General features: G+C 30.9%; 16 protein-coding genes. 7 read left to right on the forward strand and 9 right to left on the reverse strand.

Annotation, left to right across the window (positions count from 1 at the left end; genetic code table 11):
* Nucleotides 1-29 precede the first annotated feature (29 nt).
* Together ACWJJ7_RS08345 and ACWJJ7_RS08350 are read right to left on the reverse strand one after the other, a co-directional pair.
* Nucleotides 30-1,283 (reverse strand): C40 family peptidase, encoded by a 1,254-nt coding sequence (locus tag ACWJJ7_RS08345; RefSeq protein ID WP_462964778.1) that lies wholly within the window; start codon nt 1,281-1,283, stop codon nt 30-32.
* 178 nt (nt 1,284-1,461) lie between these two features.
* Entirely contained in the window at nt 1,462-2,658 is a 1,197-nt protein-coding gene (locus ACWJJ7_RS08350) for a serine/threonine-protein kinase (protein ID WP_462964779.1), read from the reverse strand.
* A gap of 487 nt (nt 2,659-3,145) precedes the next feature.
* Between ACWJJ7_RS08350 and ACWJJ7_RS08355 the strand changes: the two genes are divergently transcribed.
* Together ACWJJ7_RS08355 and ACWJJ7_RS08360 are read left to right on the forward strand one after the other, a co-directional pair.
* On the forward strand, nt 3,146-3,586 hold the full coding sequence (locus ACWJJ7_RS08355; protein ID WP_165413026.1) for a cell wall hydrolase: 441 nt from the start codon (nt 3,146-3,148) through the stop codon (nt 3,584-3,586).
* Between the two features lie 65 nt (nt 3,587-3,651).
* Nucleotides 3,652-4,098 (forward strand): hypothetical protein, encoded by a 447-nt coding sequence (locus tag ACWJJ7_RS08360; protein WP_462964780.1) that lies wholly within the window; start codon nt 3,652-3,654, stop codon nt 4,096-4,098.
* Nucleotides 4,099-4,264: 166 nt separating this feature from the next.
* Here the strand turns inward: ACWJJ7_RS08360 and ACWJJ7_RS08365 are convergent, their stop codons facing one another.
* From ACWJJ7_RS08365 to ACWJJ7_RS08375, 3 genes are read right to left on the reverse strand one after another with little or no spacing between them, the layout of a single operon-like run.
* The gene (locus ACWJJ7_RS08365; protein WP_462964964.1) at nt 4,265-4,951 is read right to left on the reverse strand and encodes a peptidylprolyl isomerase; all 687 of its coding nucleotides are present in this window, start codon (nt 4,949-4,951) and stop codon (nt 4,265-4,267) included.
* A 28-nt stretch (nt 4,952-4,979) separates the two neighbouring features.
* On the reverse strand, nt 4,980-5,810 hold the full coding sequence (locus tag ACWJJ7_RS08370; protein ID WP_462964781.1) for a type I phosphomannose isomerase catalytic subunit: 831 nt from the start codon (nt 5,808-5,810) through the stop codon (nt 4,980-4,982).
* Between the two features lie 20 nt (nt 5,811-5,830).
* A complete protein-coding gene (locus ACWJJ7_RS08375; RefSeq protein WP_462964782.1) occupies nt 5,831-6,325 on the reverse strand; it encodes a hypothetical protein in 495 nt (164 codons plus the stop codon).
* A 239-nt stretch (nt 6,326-6,564) separates the two neighbouring features.
* Between ACWJJ7_RS08375 and ACWJJ7_RS08380 the strand changes: the two genes are divergently transcribed.
* Nucleotides 6,565-6,708, forward strand: a complete 144-nt coding sequence (locus tag ACWJJ7_RS08380) for a hypothetical protein (protein ID WP_462964783.1) — start codon at nt 6,565-6,567, stop codon at nt 6,706-6,708.
* A gap of 83 nt (nt 6,709-6,791) precedes the next feature.
* Here ACWJJ7_RS08380 and cysS read toward each other — a convergent pair whose 3' ends face one another.
* The 4 genes from cysS to ymfI all read right to left on the reverse strand — a co-directional run bounded on the left by cysS (nt 6,792) and on the right by ymfI (nt 10,084).
* Nucleotides 6,792-8,198: a cysteine--tRNA ligase gene (gene cysS / locus ACWJJ7_RS08385; RefSeq protein WP_462964784.1), complete on the reverse strand. Its 1,407-nt coding sequence runs from the start codon at nt 8,196-8,198 to the stop codon at nt 6,792-6,794.
* 369 nt (nt 8,199-8,567) lie between these two features.
* Nucleotides 8,568-8,699 (reverse strand): hypothetical protein, encoded by a 132-nt coding sequence (locus tag ACWJJ7_RS08390; protein ID WP_411955877.1) that lies wholly within the window; start codon nt 8,697-8,699, stop codon nt 8,568-8,570.
* A gap of 177 nt (nt 8,700-8,876) precedes the next feature.
* On the reverse strand, nt 8,877-9,206 hold the full coding sequence (locus ACWJJ7_RS08395) for a hypothetical protein (protein WP_462964785.1): 330 nt from the start codon (nt 9,204-9,206) through the stop codon (nt 8,877-8,879).
* Between the two features lie 137 nt (nt 9,207-9,343).
* The gene (gene ymfI, locus ACWJJ7_RS08400; RefSeq protein ID WP_462964786.1) at nt 9,344-10,084 is read right to left on the reverse strand and encodes an elongation factor P 5-aminopentanone reductase; all 741 of its coding nucleotides are present in this window, start codon (nt 10,082-10,084) and stop codon (nt 9,344-9,346) included.
* A 272-nt stretch (nt 10,085-10,356) separates the two neighbouring features.
* Here ymfI and ACWJJ7_RS08405 point away from each other — a divergent pair, with 272 nt between their 5' ends.
* The 4 genes from ACWJJ7_RS08405 to ACWJJ7_RS08420 all read left to right on the forward strand — a co-directional run bounded on the left by ACWJJ7_RS08405 (nt 10,357) and on the right by ACWJJ7_RS08420 (nt 15,299).
* The gene (locus ACWJJ7_RS08405) at nt 10,357-11,082 is read left to right on the forward strand and encodes a DUF624 domain-containing protein (RefSeq protein WP_462964787.1); all 726 of its coding nucleotides are present in this window, start codon (nt 10,357-10,359) and stop codon (nt 11,080-11,082) included.
* A 162-nt stretch (nt 11,083-11,244) separates the two neighbouring features.
* Nucleotides 11,245-12,591: a chloride channel protein gene (locus ACWJJ7_RS08410; RefSeq protein ID WP_462964788.1), complete on the forward strand. Its 1,347-nt coding sequence runs from the start codon at nt 11,245-11,247 to the stop codon at nt 12,589-12,591.
* Nucleotides 12,592-12,724: 133 nt separating this feature from the next.
* The gene (gene tkt / locus ACWJJ7_RS08415) at nt 12,725-14,716 is read left to right on the forward strand and encodes a transketolase (RefSeq protein ID WP_462964789.1); all 1,992 of its coding nucleotides are present in this window, start codon (nt 12,725-12,727) and stop codon (nt 14,714-14,716) included.
* 412 nt (nt 14,717-15,128) lie between these two features.
* On the forward strand, nt 15,129-15,299 hold the full coding sequence (locus ACWJJ7_RS08420) for a DUF362 domain-containing protein (RefSeq protein WP_165414303.1): 171 nt from the start codon (nt 15,129-15,131) through the stop codon (nt 15,297-15,299).
* Nucleotides 15,300-15,422: the final 123 nt, after the last annotated feature.

A 15,422-nucleotide genomic window follows, 5' to 3' on the forward strand; every position in this document is an offset into this window, starting at 1 on the left:
CAAACATACTTATATTATTAAATCATCTGTTATCTAACCCTTCTTGCGGACATGTAATCAGTTCTTGTTAATTGTGATATTTTAACCACATCCCCTGTGTGTGGTGCATGTATGTATGAATTATTTCCTACATACATACCAACGTGGTGAGGACTTCCTGAACCAAAGAATATCAAATCTCCTGGTTGTAAATTTTCTCTAGACACGTATGATCCTTGAGTTATCTGATCATATGTGGTCCGTCCTGTACTAACTCCAAAATGTGCATACACATATTGAGTAAAACCTGAACAATCAAATGAACTTGGACCCGTTGCTCCGTACACATATGGTGTTCCCAGGAAAGTTTTAGCATATTCTATTACTTCATTTGAACCAACTGGTGAATTTGGTTTTGGTAAAATTGGTTTTGGTACATTTGGTTTTGGTATATTTGGATTTGGTTTACTTATCTCTTCTACTATTTCTTTTTCAACATTTGCTTCATTTTTTACTACATTGCTCACATTACCTCTTGACGGAGTAATTTCTTGAGTTTTTTTAGTAGCTATTGCCATATCATCTTTACGTTTTTGATCTGCTTCATCTTTTATTTGATTCGTAGTACTATCTAATGAAGCCTGTGTTTTTATCATTTCATTTTTATTCAATTCTTGCTGTTTATTAGCTTCTACTACTAGTAGTTCTTGTTCTTTTTTCTTTGCACTAAGCTTGTCCAATTTAATTTCATTATTAGCTTTTAATGCTAAAACTTTTGCTTTGTTGTCATTAAGAACTTTTTTTCTATCATCAATAATTTTCTTTTTCTCATTTAATTCTTTAATAATTTTGTTATCATATTCTACAATTTTCTTAACATTTTCTACTCTTGAGATAAGGTCTTCTATTCCTTCAGAATCAAGTAATATCTCTAGATAACTATCTGCTCCGTTCATATACATAGCTCTCATTCTTTCATTAAATAAAACTTCCTCGCCCTTTATATTGTTCTGCGCAACTACTATATCTTTTGTAGTCTGTTCTATTTTTTTCTCAGTACTATGTATCTCATTTTTGGCTTTATCAATTCCTGCGTTCATATTTCCAATATCTGAATCTAACATTTCAATAGATTCCTCTAATTGGTCAGAATTCTTTTGTGACAAACTATATGAACCCTGTTGTTCTAGGAGCTGCTTCTTTTGATTATTTAACTGCTGTGTTAGTGACACAGCGAAAATCGGCTTACTTACTGACATAACTAGTCCAATAGCTATAAGTAAAGGTAATATTCTTCTTTTCATTGTTACTCCCCCCACATCTTATGTTGTAAAATCATTATTATTTCTATTAATATTATAGCACTATATTAGGCAATTGGAACGATTAATATGAATTAACCCTTATTAACAGTCCAAATTAATTTAAATTATTATTACCTGTCCATCTCTATACATCTACATCCATTTCTAACCATATCATTTATTTAATCTTTTTTACTATGTTTGTTTGTTTGTTTTTTCGTTTTTCTTTATCCTTTGCTTTAGATAATTGCGGCGTTTTTTCTTTTATTGAGCTATCTTGTGTAATAGGACTAGTTGCTACCTTTAGAGGGCTTATAATAGGTGTCTTAACAGACTCCTTAATAGCATCTTTCTCTATACTTGATGAACCTACTACGGGACTCACTATTTCGGTCCTCTCTACAGTGTTCATAACTGTACTTTCTTTTTTATTCCCATGCAAAATATAAATGCTTGCTAAAGTTACAACTAGACAACAGAAAAACCCATTTTTAATTATTGTTAGCTTACCTTTATTTGTGATTTTTGTTTTAGCTTTTTTAGTCCCCATATTTGTGCTAATATTATAGTCACTCAAACCTGCTGTTTTTTCATATTTATCTTTTTTTAATACCTCTAAAATTTCTTTTTTTAAATCTTTAACCGAAATATATCTATCCTTAATATCAATCTTAACGCATTTCTGTATTATTATTTTTAATTTATCATTAATATCAGTCCCATAATTTTCGTCCAAAAGAGGCTCGATACCTGTGAAAGGTGTTTTCCCTTTCACCATAAAGTATACTAACATTCCGATGCCATATATATCTGTTTGCGTACAACATTTCCCTAAGCCGTATTGCTCTGGAGCCGCATATCCATTAGAACCTGCACACACTGTGTCTTGCGACTTGTCACCTTTGTAAATTTTCGAAATACCAAAATCAATCAAAACAACTTTTTCACTGATTGTTATAATTATGTTCGACGGTTTTATATCTCTATATATAATAGCTGGCTTTTGATTATGTAAATATCCTATAATATCACATAAATCAGATGTAATCCGACAAGTTCTTTCTGTCTGTATTCTACCATTTACCTTAACATACTCCTTTAGTGTTTGACCCTCTACGTAGTCTTGAACCATATATAGATTGTTATTTTCATAAAATGTATCAACTATTCTCCGAATACCTGGATGGCTTAGATTTTTTAAAATGTTAGCCTCTGTTAAAATATCTATATTTTTTGTATTTTTTATTACTTCTTTTATAGCCCAAAAATTACCATGAATTATATTTTCGCATAAATAAACGGTGCCCATTCCACCCTTGCCTAAAATTTTAATTACTACATATTTTTTGTCTAATATATCTCCACTATTTAGCATAATTCACCTCTTGTATAAATGTTTCATAACTTATTCATCTAATAACATATGTATAAATATAAAATTTTAAGTGATATTTTCTTTTTATAGTCATACCTTATCCAATAATAATATATATATAAATATAGGTATATTGGGTATCTAATATCCTTTACGCGAAAGTATATACAAAATATAAAATGCATTTGCTATTATTGTTTTACCACAAATAATAATAGCTTAACAAAAGAGAACACAAATACAAGGCAATTATATCAAACTTCCCATTGATTTACCATATATTCATGTTAAATGTTACTAAGAATATGACAATAGGATTTTTATTAGAGTTTCTTTAATGTTATATAGCTATCTCTCACAATTTATTAAATACCCAATAAATCTTATAATTTCCTTGTAAATAAAAAATTTCTTTGTTTTTTTAAGTACCATTATTAACTCCCTGAATATAATAACACTGTAGAGCGAATTAAGGAGATGACTATTTATGGCTTTCAGTGCTAGGGAGTTATTGGCTAGAATACTACAATGTGAGGCTGGTGGAGAAGGCGAAAATGGGATGAAAGCTGTTGCCTCTGTAGTTATGAACAGAGTGCACGTAGCAGATGGTGAATATCTTAGGATAGGTCAAGGTGATTTAAGAAGGATTATATTTCAGGAAGGACAATTTGATTGTGCAAGATCTGAAATTCGTGGCGTGATTAACCCACAAACCATTTGGGCAAGTCGACCAGAGCAGATACATTATGATATTGCTGATTGGGCTTTAGCTGGCAATAGATTATATACAACAGGTGAGTCCTTATGGTATTTTAATCCCTATGCACCATGTCCAGATGAATTCCCTTTCAATGGTAGTGGTATCTATCAAGTCAGTGTAGGTCTACATTGCTTTTACAATCCCACAGCGAAGTATTTTACTACTTAATTAAAAAGCATTATTAACAATACCTTTAGATAATGATTTAATATAATTTTTAAGGAGGATATTTTATGTTTATAGCACCACCTAACAATTTTAATCAAATTCCAATGTGGGACAGTGTTCCTGTGTTTTCTGAACCCCCAATGACACCTATTCCAAAATTTGGTACAGATGATAATACAAGAGAAAGACCTGCGATGCCAACCCCTGATAATAACCAGCACCGTGAAATGCCACCTGTCTCACCCATAGTAGATAATCCACTTTATAATCAAGGTTGGTTATCTGCCCAAATAGGCAAATATATAAAAGTAGAATTTTTAATTGGAACTGGTATGTGGATTGATCGCGAAGGCATATTAAAAGAAGTTGGCATTAGTTTTATTGTCATTCAAGAAAGTGGTTCAAATGATATGGTAATGTGTGATATATTCTCTATTAGATTTGTAAGAATTTTTAAAAACCAGTCTAAATGTACAGATAATTATGAAAAACAGACAAAATCCTCGTATTAATGTAATTTAAAATCACGAAACATATAAATTTATAAAGCTTTGAACTATTAAATATAGATTTGATTACTGTTTATATTATTGCTTACCTTATCATTCAGATGGTGAGGTGGAGTAAAATAAAATATGCCTCTAGTGAGTTTGACTTACTAGGGGCATTTCATATGCTTTATTTTACCTTCTCAACTTCACCATACTTTACTCCAAACGTGTCCACAGTAACTTTTTTCATCTTTTGATCTTTTTTAGGTTTATCATTACTCCCAGTCTCAACAGCTACTATTTTATCCACTGTTTCCATACCTTCTGTAACCTTACCAAAAGCAGCATAATCACCATCTAAGTTGCCACTTTCCTTAATCATTATAAAAAATTGTGAACCAGCTGAGTCTCTATCAGCACTTCTAGCCATAGATATTACTCCTCTTTCGTGTTTTAAAGGGTTATCAAAACCATTATTACTAAGCTCGCCACTTATTGTATACCCGGGTCCGCCCGTACCTGTTCCTTCTGGGTCCCCCCCTTGTATCATAAAATTTGGTATTACCCTATGGTAAATTAATCCATTATAAAAACCACTCTGAACTAAAGAAACAAAATTTCTAACTGTATTCGGTGCAATTTCTGGATATAATTCTACCTTAATAATCGAGCCATCTTCCATTACTATAGTAACTATTGGATTTTTGTCATTAGCTCCTTTTTCTGTTTGTTTTTTAGCTACTACGGAAGGTTCTTCCTTTTGCGCTACCTTAGGTGTACTATCGACCTTGTCTTTTTCTTTATTAGCACATCCAGCTGCAAAAAATACAAAAATCACTGTACCAAATATCATTGTGTTTTTTAAAAACTTCATTCTTTTCACTTTTAAACGCTCCTTTATACTACACACTAGATTTAATTAATTCCATATTACCTTCAAGTGTATACCCTATTCCTTTTGATATATAAATTGTTTCTTCTTCTTTTAATTCTATTTGACCATTATTAGCTTTTATTACTCCCTCACCGCATATTACAGTGTAGCTATGGAAACTATCATTAACCTTATCTATATAATTGTTATTGACAATAATTTTTTCCACTTTAAAATAAGGTGTCTCTAATTTATTAAAATTATCAATTCTTCCACCTTTATTTTCACCTTCATAATCTATCACGTCTAAGGATTTTTCAATATGCACTTCGCGACCACGTCCCCAGTCATGAAGTCTATAAGTAATATTGCTGTTTTGTTGCACCTCAATGAGCTTCACCCCAGCTTCTATAGCATGTACCGTACCCGCTGGTATGTAGATGAAATCCCCCCTACTTATATTGATTCGCTCTAAATAATCTTCTAGTTTACCTTCTTTTATAATTTGCCTTAGCTTTTCTTTATTTAAACCTTTCTTTATTCCTGATACTAAAGTCGCTCCCTCTTTCGCTTCCAATATATACCAACATTCTGTTTTTCCATTAGCATTTTCAACCCTTTTAGCATAATCATCATTTGGATGTACTTGTACTGATAAGGTATCTTCTGCTTTTATAATTTTATTTAGTATAGGAAAATCACTACCACATCCTAATATTTCAGACAATTCTCGTCCTTCATAAATCCCTTCTTGCACCGTAGAATTTCCCTCTTCATGACATGAAAGTACCCATTTCTCCCATCCCCATATTTTTTCACTTAAGTATGGCTTTAATTTTAAAATTAATTCTTTAGACAATACACTTCCTCCAATACACGTTAATTATTTTTTCCCATATTTGATATTATACCTTTTGCCTCTTTCACAGTACTACTTGGCCCACAAATATCAAATTTACCATTATATTTGTTATCTACTTCAGCTACTCTTATAAGTATTTCATTGAAGTTCTTTGATGTATTAAGCGTTCCAGTCACTTCATATTGCCCTGTTTTACTATTTTTAGCTTCTATAAAAGTGCTATATCCCGTAGTTTTAAAAACATTGTTCTTCGCCCATATTCTCTTTAGAATAACCTTCTCTTTAATACCATCTACTTCTACACTTCCAGTAAATTCATAATTCAAAGATAATTTCTTTTTTAATTCTCCAACAAGTTTAATTTCAGTTGATTTGTTAAATTCACTATTCTCATCATACATATATCCACCATAGTTTCTTTCAATGCTCACTGGTCTAAAATATATAACTGATATTAAAATCATACCAATAACTGCAATTACTATTGACGCTTTTAAAGCTGCTCTATCCATATTTATCACCTCAGATTTTAATTGTTTTATTTAAAAATATTACTTTCTACCTTAATGTACACATAATATAATAAACTAAATTTTCTTATCACTTCCTTTTTTAAAATTTTATCACATTATTAATTTAATTTCTATTATTTTATAAAAACATTGGAAATTTAGTAATAATTTAGATGCATTATACTATGAATATTGGAGAAACTAATATCTTATTAAACTTTAGAAAGGTGGGAATATACATGGCAAGAAAAGATTCAAAAAACTACAATTTCACTACCCAGGAGCAAATTATGATTAAGAAAAATGATGATGCTAGATTACCAAAACGACTTGGCAGCGATGAAAAAATCCAGGCTGCTTCAGAGAGAAGTAAAATAGAATAATTTCTACTCGGCCCATCCTATTTCTTTAATTTAGATAAAACAAGGCATCTATTATTACTCATAGATGCCTTGTTAATTCATACTTATTTAACTTTCCAAGTTGTTCCTTCCTTAGTATCAAGAAGTTCAATATTCATAGCTATAAATTCATTTCTTATCTCGTCTGCTCTTGCCCAATTTTTACTTGCTCTTGCGTCAGTTCTTTCAATTATAAGCTTATTTATAAGCTTCTCATCTATATTTGTATCTTCCTTTTCAATTGTCATAAGACCTAATGAGAATATTTTATCAAAATCTTCTATAAGTATAGCCTTTTCACTATTATTAAGTTCAGCATCTTTTAAAACATCAAAAAGTACAGTGAAAGCATTTGCTATGTTTAAATCATCACTGATATATGATGAGAATTTTTCTTTGTATGCTCTAACCTTCTCATCACTAGTTACATCATTTTTATTAATAGAAATTAGAACAGTAGCAATTCTCTCTTTAAGTTTTTTGTAGCCATTCCTAGCGTCATTTAAACTCTCGAAACTAAACATTAACTGTTTTCTATATTTAGATTGAAGACAGAAATATCTATAATCAAGAGGACTATATCCTTCTTCTTCAAGTCTTGATACAGTTAAGAAATCACCAGTAGATTTTGACATTTTACCACTATCTACTACTAGGAATTCTCCATGCATCCAGTATTTTACCCATTTATGTCCTAGTACTCCTTCTGATTGAGCTACTTCATTAGTGTGATGTATCGCAATATGATCTACTCCACCACAGTGAATATCTAAATATTCACCAATATATTTAACAGACATTGACGAGCATTCTAAATGCCATCCTGGAAACCCCTTGCCCCATGGTGACTCCCACTGCATAATTTGATTAGAAAACTTAGAGTTTGTAAACCATAATACAAAATCAAGTGGGTTTTTCTTATTATGATCTATTTCTATTCTACTTCCTGCTTTCAGTTCATCTATACTAAGGTTTGCAAGCTTAGTGTAATCTTCAAATTTTTCAATTTCAAAATACACATTTCCATTAGAAACATAGGTGTATCCTTTTTCTTCAAGTTTTTTTATAAAATCTATCATATCTTGTATATGATCTGTAGCTCTACATACAATAGTTGGTCTTTTTATATTAAGTTTTTTACAATCTTCAAAAAAAGCATCTTCATAAAACTTAGCAATTTCCCATACTGTTTTATGCTCACGGCTTGCACCTAAAGCCATTTTGTCTTCCCCTTCATCCCCATCCGATTGAAGATGCCCTACGTCAGTGACATTCATTACATGCTTAACTTTATAATTAAAATACTCTAAGGATTTTTTAAGTACATCTTCAAAAATATATGTCCTTAAATTGCCTATATGTGCATAGTTGTACACTGTAGGTCCACAAGTATACATTCCCACCTTACCTTCTTTATAAGGTATAAACTCATCTTTATTTCTAGTCATAGTATTATAAACATTAAAACTCAATATATTCACTCCTTCTTAAATAGTACAAAAGTATCCAAAGCTTTCCGGAAACTCTTACTAATAATCTAATCTTTGCATTTAAAATATAAAAAGCTACAGGCATGCTGCAGCTTTAAACTTCAAAGTATAAACAACCACAGATTTTCAAGTACAAAATTAACTCTAATTATTTATAATCTTAAAACAATAATATATATATAAATTCTAACATAATAATAAGATAATGCAATAAATTATGTTAATAATCTTTTATTTGCTTCAAAATTATAAAATTGTAGATACTTTTATTAATTTATTTATAATTCTACAATTTCCTATAAAATAAAAGTAACAGAGCATATAAACAAAAGTTTATATGCTCTGTTCTTTTTATTTCCTGTCTGCAGACTGTTTTTTTGTTGTAGCATTTTGGTTTTTTGCAGATTCTCTAGTTATAGGAGTATCATAGTTACTCTTAACTAATCTAGAAAATTTATTATCAGGTTGGCTATCTTTAGGCATAAAAACATCTCCCTTATCTGTATTGATATTTATATGTTTTGCTATTTTTAAAAAAATATTCTACTTACCTATAGAATTTAGAAAACAAAAACCAATCTAAAATATAGACTGGTTTTTAAAACTTCATTTATATACTTCATCTCCGCAAGATATGATTTAACTTCATTAGTATGTGCCTTATCGTACCTCTTCATAATCCACATCAACAATAACACTATCATCATAATTAATATCAATGGAATCTGAAGTGTCTGTATCACTTCTAAACATATCAGCTTTTGCAGCAAAATTTTTCTTTGTACTTAATTTGTAGATCAAATTTTTAATACCCTTTATTAGTTTGAAACTATACCATACTAAAGCTCCAAAAACTACAATTGCAAATAAGGCTTTAATAACAAAGATAGCTATATAAGGTAATGTTATTATTAAAACAATAAATGTACCAATTGATAAAGCTGATTTAAATAACTTTGAAATTATATTTCTGCCCTTTGTATATTCCATGATAACACTAGCCTTCTTTCATTTCATACGATTTATTTATTAAATATTAATCTAATTATAACATATAAATAGAATCTAATATTAGAGATTCCTTAAGAAAGTATTAATAAATTATTAATAAATTTATTTTTAAATAACTATTGCATTCCTCCGTCTATTGTTATAACTTGTCCCGTAATGTATTTTGAATTTTCACTGGCTAAAAAGGTTACAAGCATGCCAACATCGCGCACTTCTCCAAATTTCATCATAGGTATTTCATTAGCTAAAGATTCGCGTTCGTCCTGCGTTAACCAACCATTCATTTCTGTATCTATAACCCCTGGTGCTATTGCATTAACCCTAATATTAGATGGGGCCAGTTCCTTAGCTAGTGCCTTTGTAAAAGAGTTAATTGCGCCCTTAGATGCTGAGTAAATCACTTCACAAGAAGCACCCACATTCCCCCACATTGAAGATATATTTATTATGCTTCCACTTTTTTGCTTTATCATCTCTTTAACTGCACTATGCGAACAATTAATTGCACCCTTAAGATTTACGTTTAAAATATTGTCCCATTCTTCTGGCGTAGCATCCATAAACAATCCTACCTTGGATATTCCTGCATTATTTATCAAAATATCTATTTTACCTAATTTTTCAACAGTAGTTTTTATCATCCCATTTGAAAATTCATAATTACTTACGTCACCTTTAATTTTCAAGGCATAAGCTCCTAGCTCTCTAATTTCCTGCAAGGTTTTTTCAGCTGCTTCATCGTTGCTTTTATAATTTATAACCACGCAAGCTCCAGCCTTAGCTAGTTCTATAGCAATACCTTTCCCAATTCCTCTAGATGCTCCTGTAACTATAGCTACTTTACCTTTTAAATTCATAAATATCGCCCCTAACTTAAAATGTTTTCATTTTTATTTATTATACCGCTAATTTACTAAATATTAAAACATCCCTTCATTTAATATCTTGTAAATAATTATCCATTATTCAATTACTCTGTTCAGAATTCCAAAATTCAATCAACTTTTATATGGCTTCTACCTATTTGCATTTCACACAATTTATGTTACATTTTAGTTAGTTATAAAAAATTTCAAATTATTATATCTATTTACACAGTAGCATTTGATAAATGCAGTTGGAGGAAAAAATGGCTAAATTAAAAAGAGAATTTGGCGAAGGACCTATATATACGATAACTAATTATATATTTTGGTTTTTCTTGGGCAATTTGTACTTTCTACTTCTCAATATTCCACTACTTTTCATATTAATTGCACTTTTATCTAATGGTGCAAATACAATTCCACAGGGGTTTATTCCTATTATTATTATTATTATTATATGTTGTATCCCGATAGGACCTGCCGCAACGGCTCTTCTTAGTGTGATGGGAAAACTTATCCGGGAAAAAGATATAAATATTACGAAAGACTTTTTTAAGGCTTATAAAGTTAACTTTTTTCAATCATTATTCTTTTGGTCTCTAGAAATAATTATATTATCTATACTATTTATTGACATCAAATTAATTATTTTAAGTAGTTACCCAAAATTTTTAACTGTTTTTATTTTTATAGTTATAGCTTTTATTTTTTCAATGAGTCTTTATGTATTCCCAATAATCTCAAGATTTTATTTAAGTACAAAAGATATTCTTAAAACTGCTGCATACTATACTATTCGTAAATTTCATATTACAATTTTGAATTTCACTAGTTTTTTGGTTGTAATACTCATATTTTTTAAAGTTTCTACCTTTATATTAGTATTTATATCAAGTATTTTCTGTTATTTAATAATGTTATATCAACAAAAAATACTATTAGAAATTGAATGTAATCTTAAAAAAAATACTGAGAAAATTCAAGAATAGAGCATTTTCTAAATATAAAAATAGGGGACGGTTCATTACTATTTAGCAAAACAGTAATGAATTGTCCCCTCAATTTTCTTTCATATGTACGTTTATATATGCTAAAATATATAATACAAGGTAAGTAAATGTTTGTCACCTTAAAACAGGAAGAAGGCCAAAATGGATAAAAACATTAAAAAATACTTCAAATCAGAATCAATCTTTTTCATAAGTGCTGTAAAATGGATAAGTATTTCAACTTTAATTGGCGTTATAGTAGGAACTGTAGTAGCTCTTTTTATAAAACTAGTTTCATTTGGAGTTAAATATGTGTCAAGTATAAATTATTATTATCTCTTCCTTCCTATCGCCTTATTTTTAAGTTCTTTTATAATAATAAAACTTGCCCCTAATGCTAAAGGGCACGGAACAGAAAAAGCAATTGAGGCTGTTCATAAAAATTCAGGAAGAAGTGATTTTAAAATTGTACCAGTTAAACTTGTTTCCACTTTAGTCACTATCATTTTTGGTGGCTCAGTAGGAATGGAAGGACCTGGAACTCAGATAGGAAGTGGAATCGCATCACTTGTGAGTAAACTTTTTAAAATGGATGACATAGACACAAAGCGACTAGTAGTCTGTGGGATAAGTGCAGGGTTTGTTGCAGTTTTTGGTGCCCCTATTGGTGCTGCAGTATTTGCAGCTGAAGTTTTATATATTGGAAAGATTTCATATGTGTCCCTTCTACCATCAGTTATAGCATCTTATGCCAGCTATTTTACGGGCTTATATATAGGGACTAATGTATTGAATTATTCAATAACATATATCCCCAAAATTCATATGTTAATGTTTTTAAAGATAGTTGCATTCGGTATATTCATTGGGATCGCCGCAAGATTATTTATTACCTTTATAAATTTTACAGAAAAGATATTTGGAAGAATAAGATTTTTAAATCCTCTTAAGGGCATAGTAGGTGGAGTAATTATTGTTATATTTGTACTCCTTGTGGGATCTAATGACTACATTGGAATAGGCGAAAATGTTATAGATAAGGCCCTTTCTGGTGGAAAACTAAATAATCTTTCGTCTTTATTTAAGGCCTTTACCACTTCTATAACCCTTTCAAGTGGAGGAAGTGGAGGAATTTTAACACCTATGCTTTACATAGGCGCCTCACTTGGTAATACATGGGCGGTTATTTTCAACCAAAACATAGCATTTTTCTCGGCTATTGGCATGGTAGCGTTTTTTGGTTGCTGTGCTAATACTCCTATTGCCGCGATTATAATATCCTTAGAACTTTTTGGACATTCCACTAGTATATATACATCTGTAGCATGTATGGTTGCGTATTTGATTATGGGACATATGAGTATTTATCCAACTCAAATTCTTGTAACAAGTAAATCGCCATCAATTAAATATGATGCTAACAAAGAAATTTGCGATTGCAAAAACAGGGATGTTAAATTAAAGTATGGGTTCCAGAAAATAATGTTTGGAGATAAAGATAAGGATTAAACTAAATTCTTTTAAAAAACAATATATCCTTGCAATACAGAGAGTAATCTTTTATATTAAATATAGGACATACATCTATTATAAATAATTTAAAATATCATAAGAATTAAGATATATAAAGGAGGAATTTACATTGAGTAAAATTGAACAACTAACCGTAGATACTATAAGGATTTTATCAGCTGAGGCAATAGAAAAAGCAAAATCGGGACATCCAGGGCTTCCGCTCGGATCGGCACCGATGGCATATACGTTATGGGCGAAGCATATGAAGCATAATCCTTGCAATTCAAAATGGCAGGATAGAGATAGATTTGTATTGTCAGCAGGACATGGATCAATGCTAGAATATTCTCTACTTAATCTTTTTGGATATGGTCTAACTATTGAAGATTTAAAGAATTTTAGACAATTGGGAAGTTTAACACCCGGTCATCCAGAGTATAGTCATACAAATGGTGTTGAAGTTACCACAGGGCCACTCGGGCAAGGTATTGCTAATGCAGTAGGTATGGCAATAGCTGAAAGCCATCTTGCGGCAAAATTTAACACAAAAGAACATGCTATTGTAGATCATTACACCTATGCTCTATGTGGTGACGGATGTAATATGGAAGGAATCTCTGGAGAAGCAGCATCCCTGGCAGGTACCTTAGGCCTTGGAAAGCTTATTTTAATGTATGACTCAAATAGTATAACTATAGAAGGAAATACCGATATTGCTTTTAGAGAAGATGTGGGTAAACGATTTGATGCCTATGGATGGCAAGTTTTATCTGTAGAAGATGGCAATGATATGGACGCAATAAGTAGTGCCATTGAAACTGCAAAACTTGAGTTAAATAAACCTTCCTTTATTAAAATTAAAACTATTATCGGATTCGGTTGTGCTAAAAAACAAGGTACTGCCTCAGCACATGGAGAACCATTAGGAGAATCTAATATAACTGAAATGAAAAAATGCCTAGGCTGGAACCTCGATCCATTTACAATTCCCAATGAAGTAACTACTCATATGGAAACTATAAAGTCAGATCTTAGGAAAAAAGAAGAAACTTGGAACACACTTTATGCGCAGTATAGTGAAAAAAATCCTGAACTTGCTAAGGAATATGAAGCATGGCAAAGCGGAGAACTTTCTGTTGATTTACTTAAGATCGAAGATATGTGGAAGTTTGATGGCACAGCAGCAACAAGAAACTCTTCTGGCGCAATAATAAATATATTAGCAAAACATGTACCAAACCTTATAGGCGGTTCAGCAGATCTTGCTCCTTCTAATAAAACATATATGAAGGGTAAAGGTGATTTTTCTATGGAAGATAGAACTGGCACTAACCTTCATTTTGGAGTAAGAGAGCATGCAATGGCTGCTATTGCAAATGGAATATATGTTCATGGAGGTCTTAAACCCTTTGTTTCAACTTTCTTTGTATTTAGTGATTATATGAAGGGTGCAATGAGATTGTCTTCCCTTATGAGTCTTCCAGTAGTTTATGTTTTAACTCATGATAGTATAGCAGTTGGTGAAGATGGTCCAACTCATGAACCAATTGAACATCTTGCAGCTTTGCGATCTCTACCAAACTTTACGGTGTTTAGACCCGCTGATTCAAGAGAAACAGCTGTTGGTTGGTATGCTGCACTGACTTCAAAAACAACTCCTACTGCGTTAATACTAACAAGGCAGAATCTTCCTTTGTATGAAGAAACCTCAATCGAAGCTTTAAAGGGTGCATATGTATTAAAAACCTATGAAGAAAAAGGCAGAACTCCTGATATAATTTTAATGGCTTCTGGTTCTGAGGTAGAATTTATTTATGAAGGAGCTAAGATATTAAATGATCGTGGTATCAAGGCTAGAGTGGTAAGTATGCCATCCTTAGATTTGTTTGAAGCACAATCAAGAGGGTACAGGGAATCTATATTACCATCAGACATAAGAGCCCGCTTGGCAGTTGAAGCCGCTTCTTCCTTTGGTTGGCATAAATATGTTGGAATAGACGGAGATGTAATCTCTATTGATAGATTTGGAGCTTCAGGTAAAGCCGACGATTTATTCAAAGAATTCGGATTTACAACAGAAAATGTTGTTAATAGAGCAATTAAATTGCTATGTAAATAATTTAATTAAGTTATAATTTTATACTGAATAATTTTTTAAATTTTACACATAATATTATTAATAGTTATTAACTCTCAGCTAGATAGATGAGCTCATCATTAATATATATACAGCTAAAAGTTACTAACTACCATATGTATTAAATGAACTGTTTTAAATTTAGTTCTAGCTGTAACTATTATTTAATACAGTTCATTTAATATTGTATTTTAAAAACATTTATAAATTAATAATAAATATTTATTTAATTTAACATATAAAAATAAGCAGAATGGTTATGCTATATAGAATTACTAATAAACGTGTCAATTATGAGATATGTTCCACCATCTTCTATTTCTAAAAAACTCTTTATTTATTAGCTTAATTATGATATTATGTAGTAAATTAGTTAAAAAGGAGGTTGATTATTATGTCATATAAAATTACTGATGCATGTGTAAGCTGTGGAGCTTGCGAACCTGAATGCCCAGTTAACGCTATAAGCCAAGGAGATTCACTATTTGTTATCGATGCTGATACTTGTATCGATTGTGGAGCTTGTGCAGGTGTTTGTCCTACAGGCGCTCCAGTTGAGGCTTAATTAGAACATATATCTTATGATTACTGTACAAGCTACTGACTTTTGTCAGTAGCTTGTATTTTTTTATTCTGTTATATCATGAAACCCCTCCCCAAGGGTTTCATGATTTTTACAATATCCGAA

The organism is Clostridium sp. CM042 (genome assembly GCF_055080995.1).

Bases quoted from the DNA above. Each gene is read 5' to 3' on its own strand.
- ACWJJ7_RS08345 (WP_462964778.1), bottom strand. From the start codon at position 1,283: ATGAAAAGAAGAATATTACCTTTACTTATAGCTATTGGACTAGTTATG.
- ACWJJ7_RS08350 (WP_462964779.1), bottom strand. From the start codon at position 2,658: ATGCTAAATAGTGGAGATATATTAGACAAAAAATATGTAGTAATTAAA.
- ACWJJ7_RS08355 (WP_165413026.1), top strand. From the start codon at position 3,146: ATGGCTTTCAGTGCTAGGGAGTTATTGGCTAGAATACTACAATGTGAG.
- ACWJJ7_RS08360 (WP_462964780.1), top strand. From the start codon at position 3,652: ATGTTTATAGCACCACCTAACAATTTTAATCAAATTCCAATGTGGGAC.
- ACWJJ7_RS08365 (WP_462964964.1), bottom strand. From the start codon at position 4,951: ATGAAGTTTTTAAAAAACACAATGATATTTGGTACAGTGATTTTTGTA.
- ACWJJ7_RS08375 (WP_462964782.1), bottom strand. From the start codon at position 6,325: ATGGATAGAGCAGCTTTAAAAGCGTCAATAGTAATTGCAGTTATTGGT.
- ACWJJ7_RS08380 (WP_462964783.1), top strand. From the start codon at position 6,565: ATGGCAAGAAAAGATTCAAAAAACTACAATTTCACTACCCAGGAGCAA.
- ACWJJ7_RS08390 (WP_411955877.1), bottom strand. From the start codon at position 8,699: ATGCCTAAAGATAGCCAACCTGATAATAAATTTTCTAGATTAGTTAAG.
- ACWJJ7_RS08395 (WP_462964785.1), bottom strand. From the start codon at position 9,206: ATGGAATATACAAAGGGCAGAAATATAATTTCAAAGTTATTTAAATCA.
- ymfI (WP_462964786.1), bottom strand. From the start codon at position 10,084: ATGAATTTAAAAGGTAAAGTAGCTATAGTTACAGGAGCATCTAGAGGA.
- ACWJJ7_RS08405 (WP_462964787.1), top strand. From the start codon at position 10,357: ATGGCTAAATTAAAAAGAGAATTTGGCGAAGGACCTATATATACGATA.
- ACWJJ7_RS08410 (WP_462964788.1), top strand. From the start codon at position 11,245: ATGGATAAAAACATTAAAAAATACTTCAAATCAGAATCAATCTTTTTC.
- ACWJJ7_RS08420 (WP_165414303.1), top strand. From the start codon at position 15,129: ATGTCATATAAAATTACTGATGCATGTGTAAGCTGTGGAGCTTGCGAA.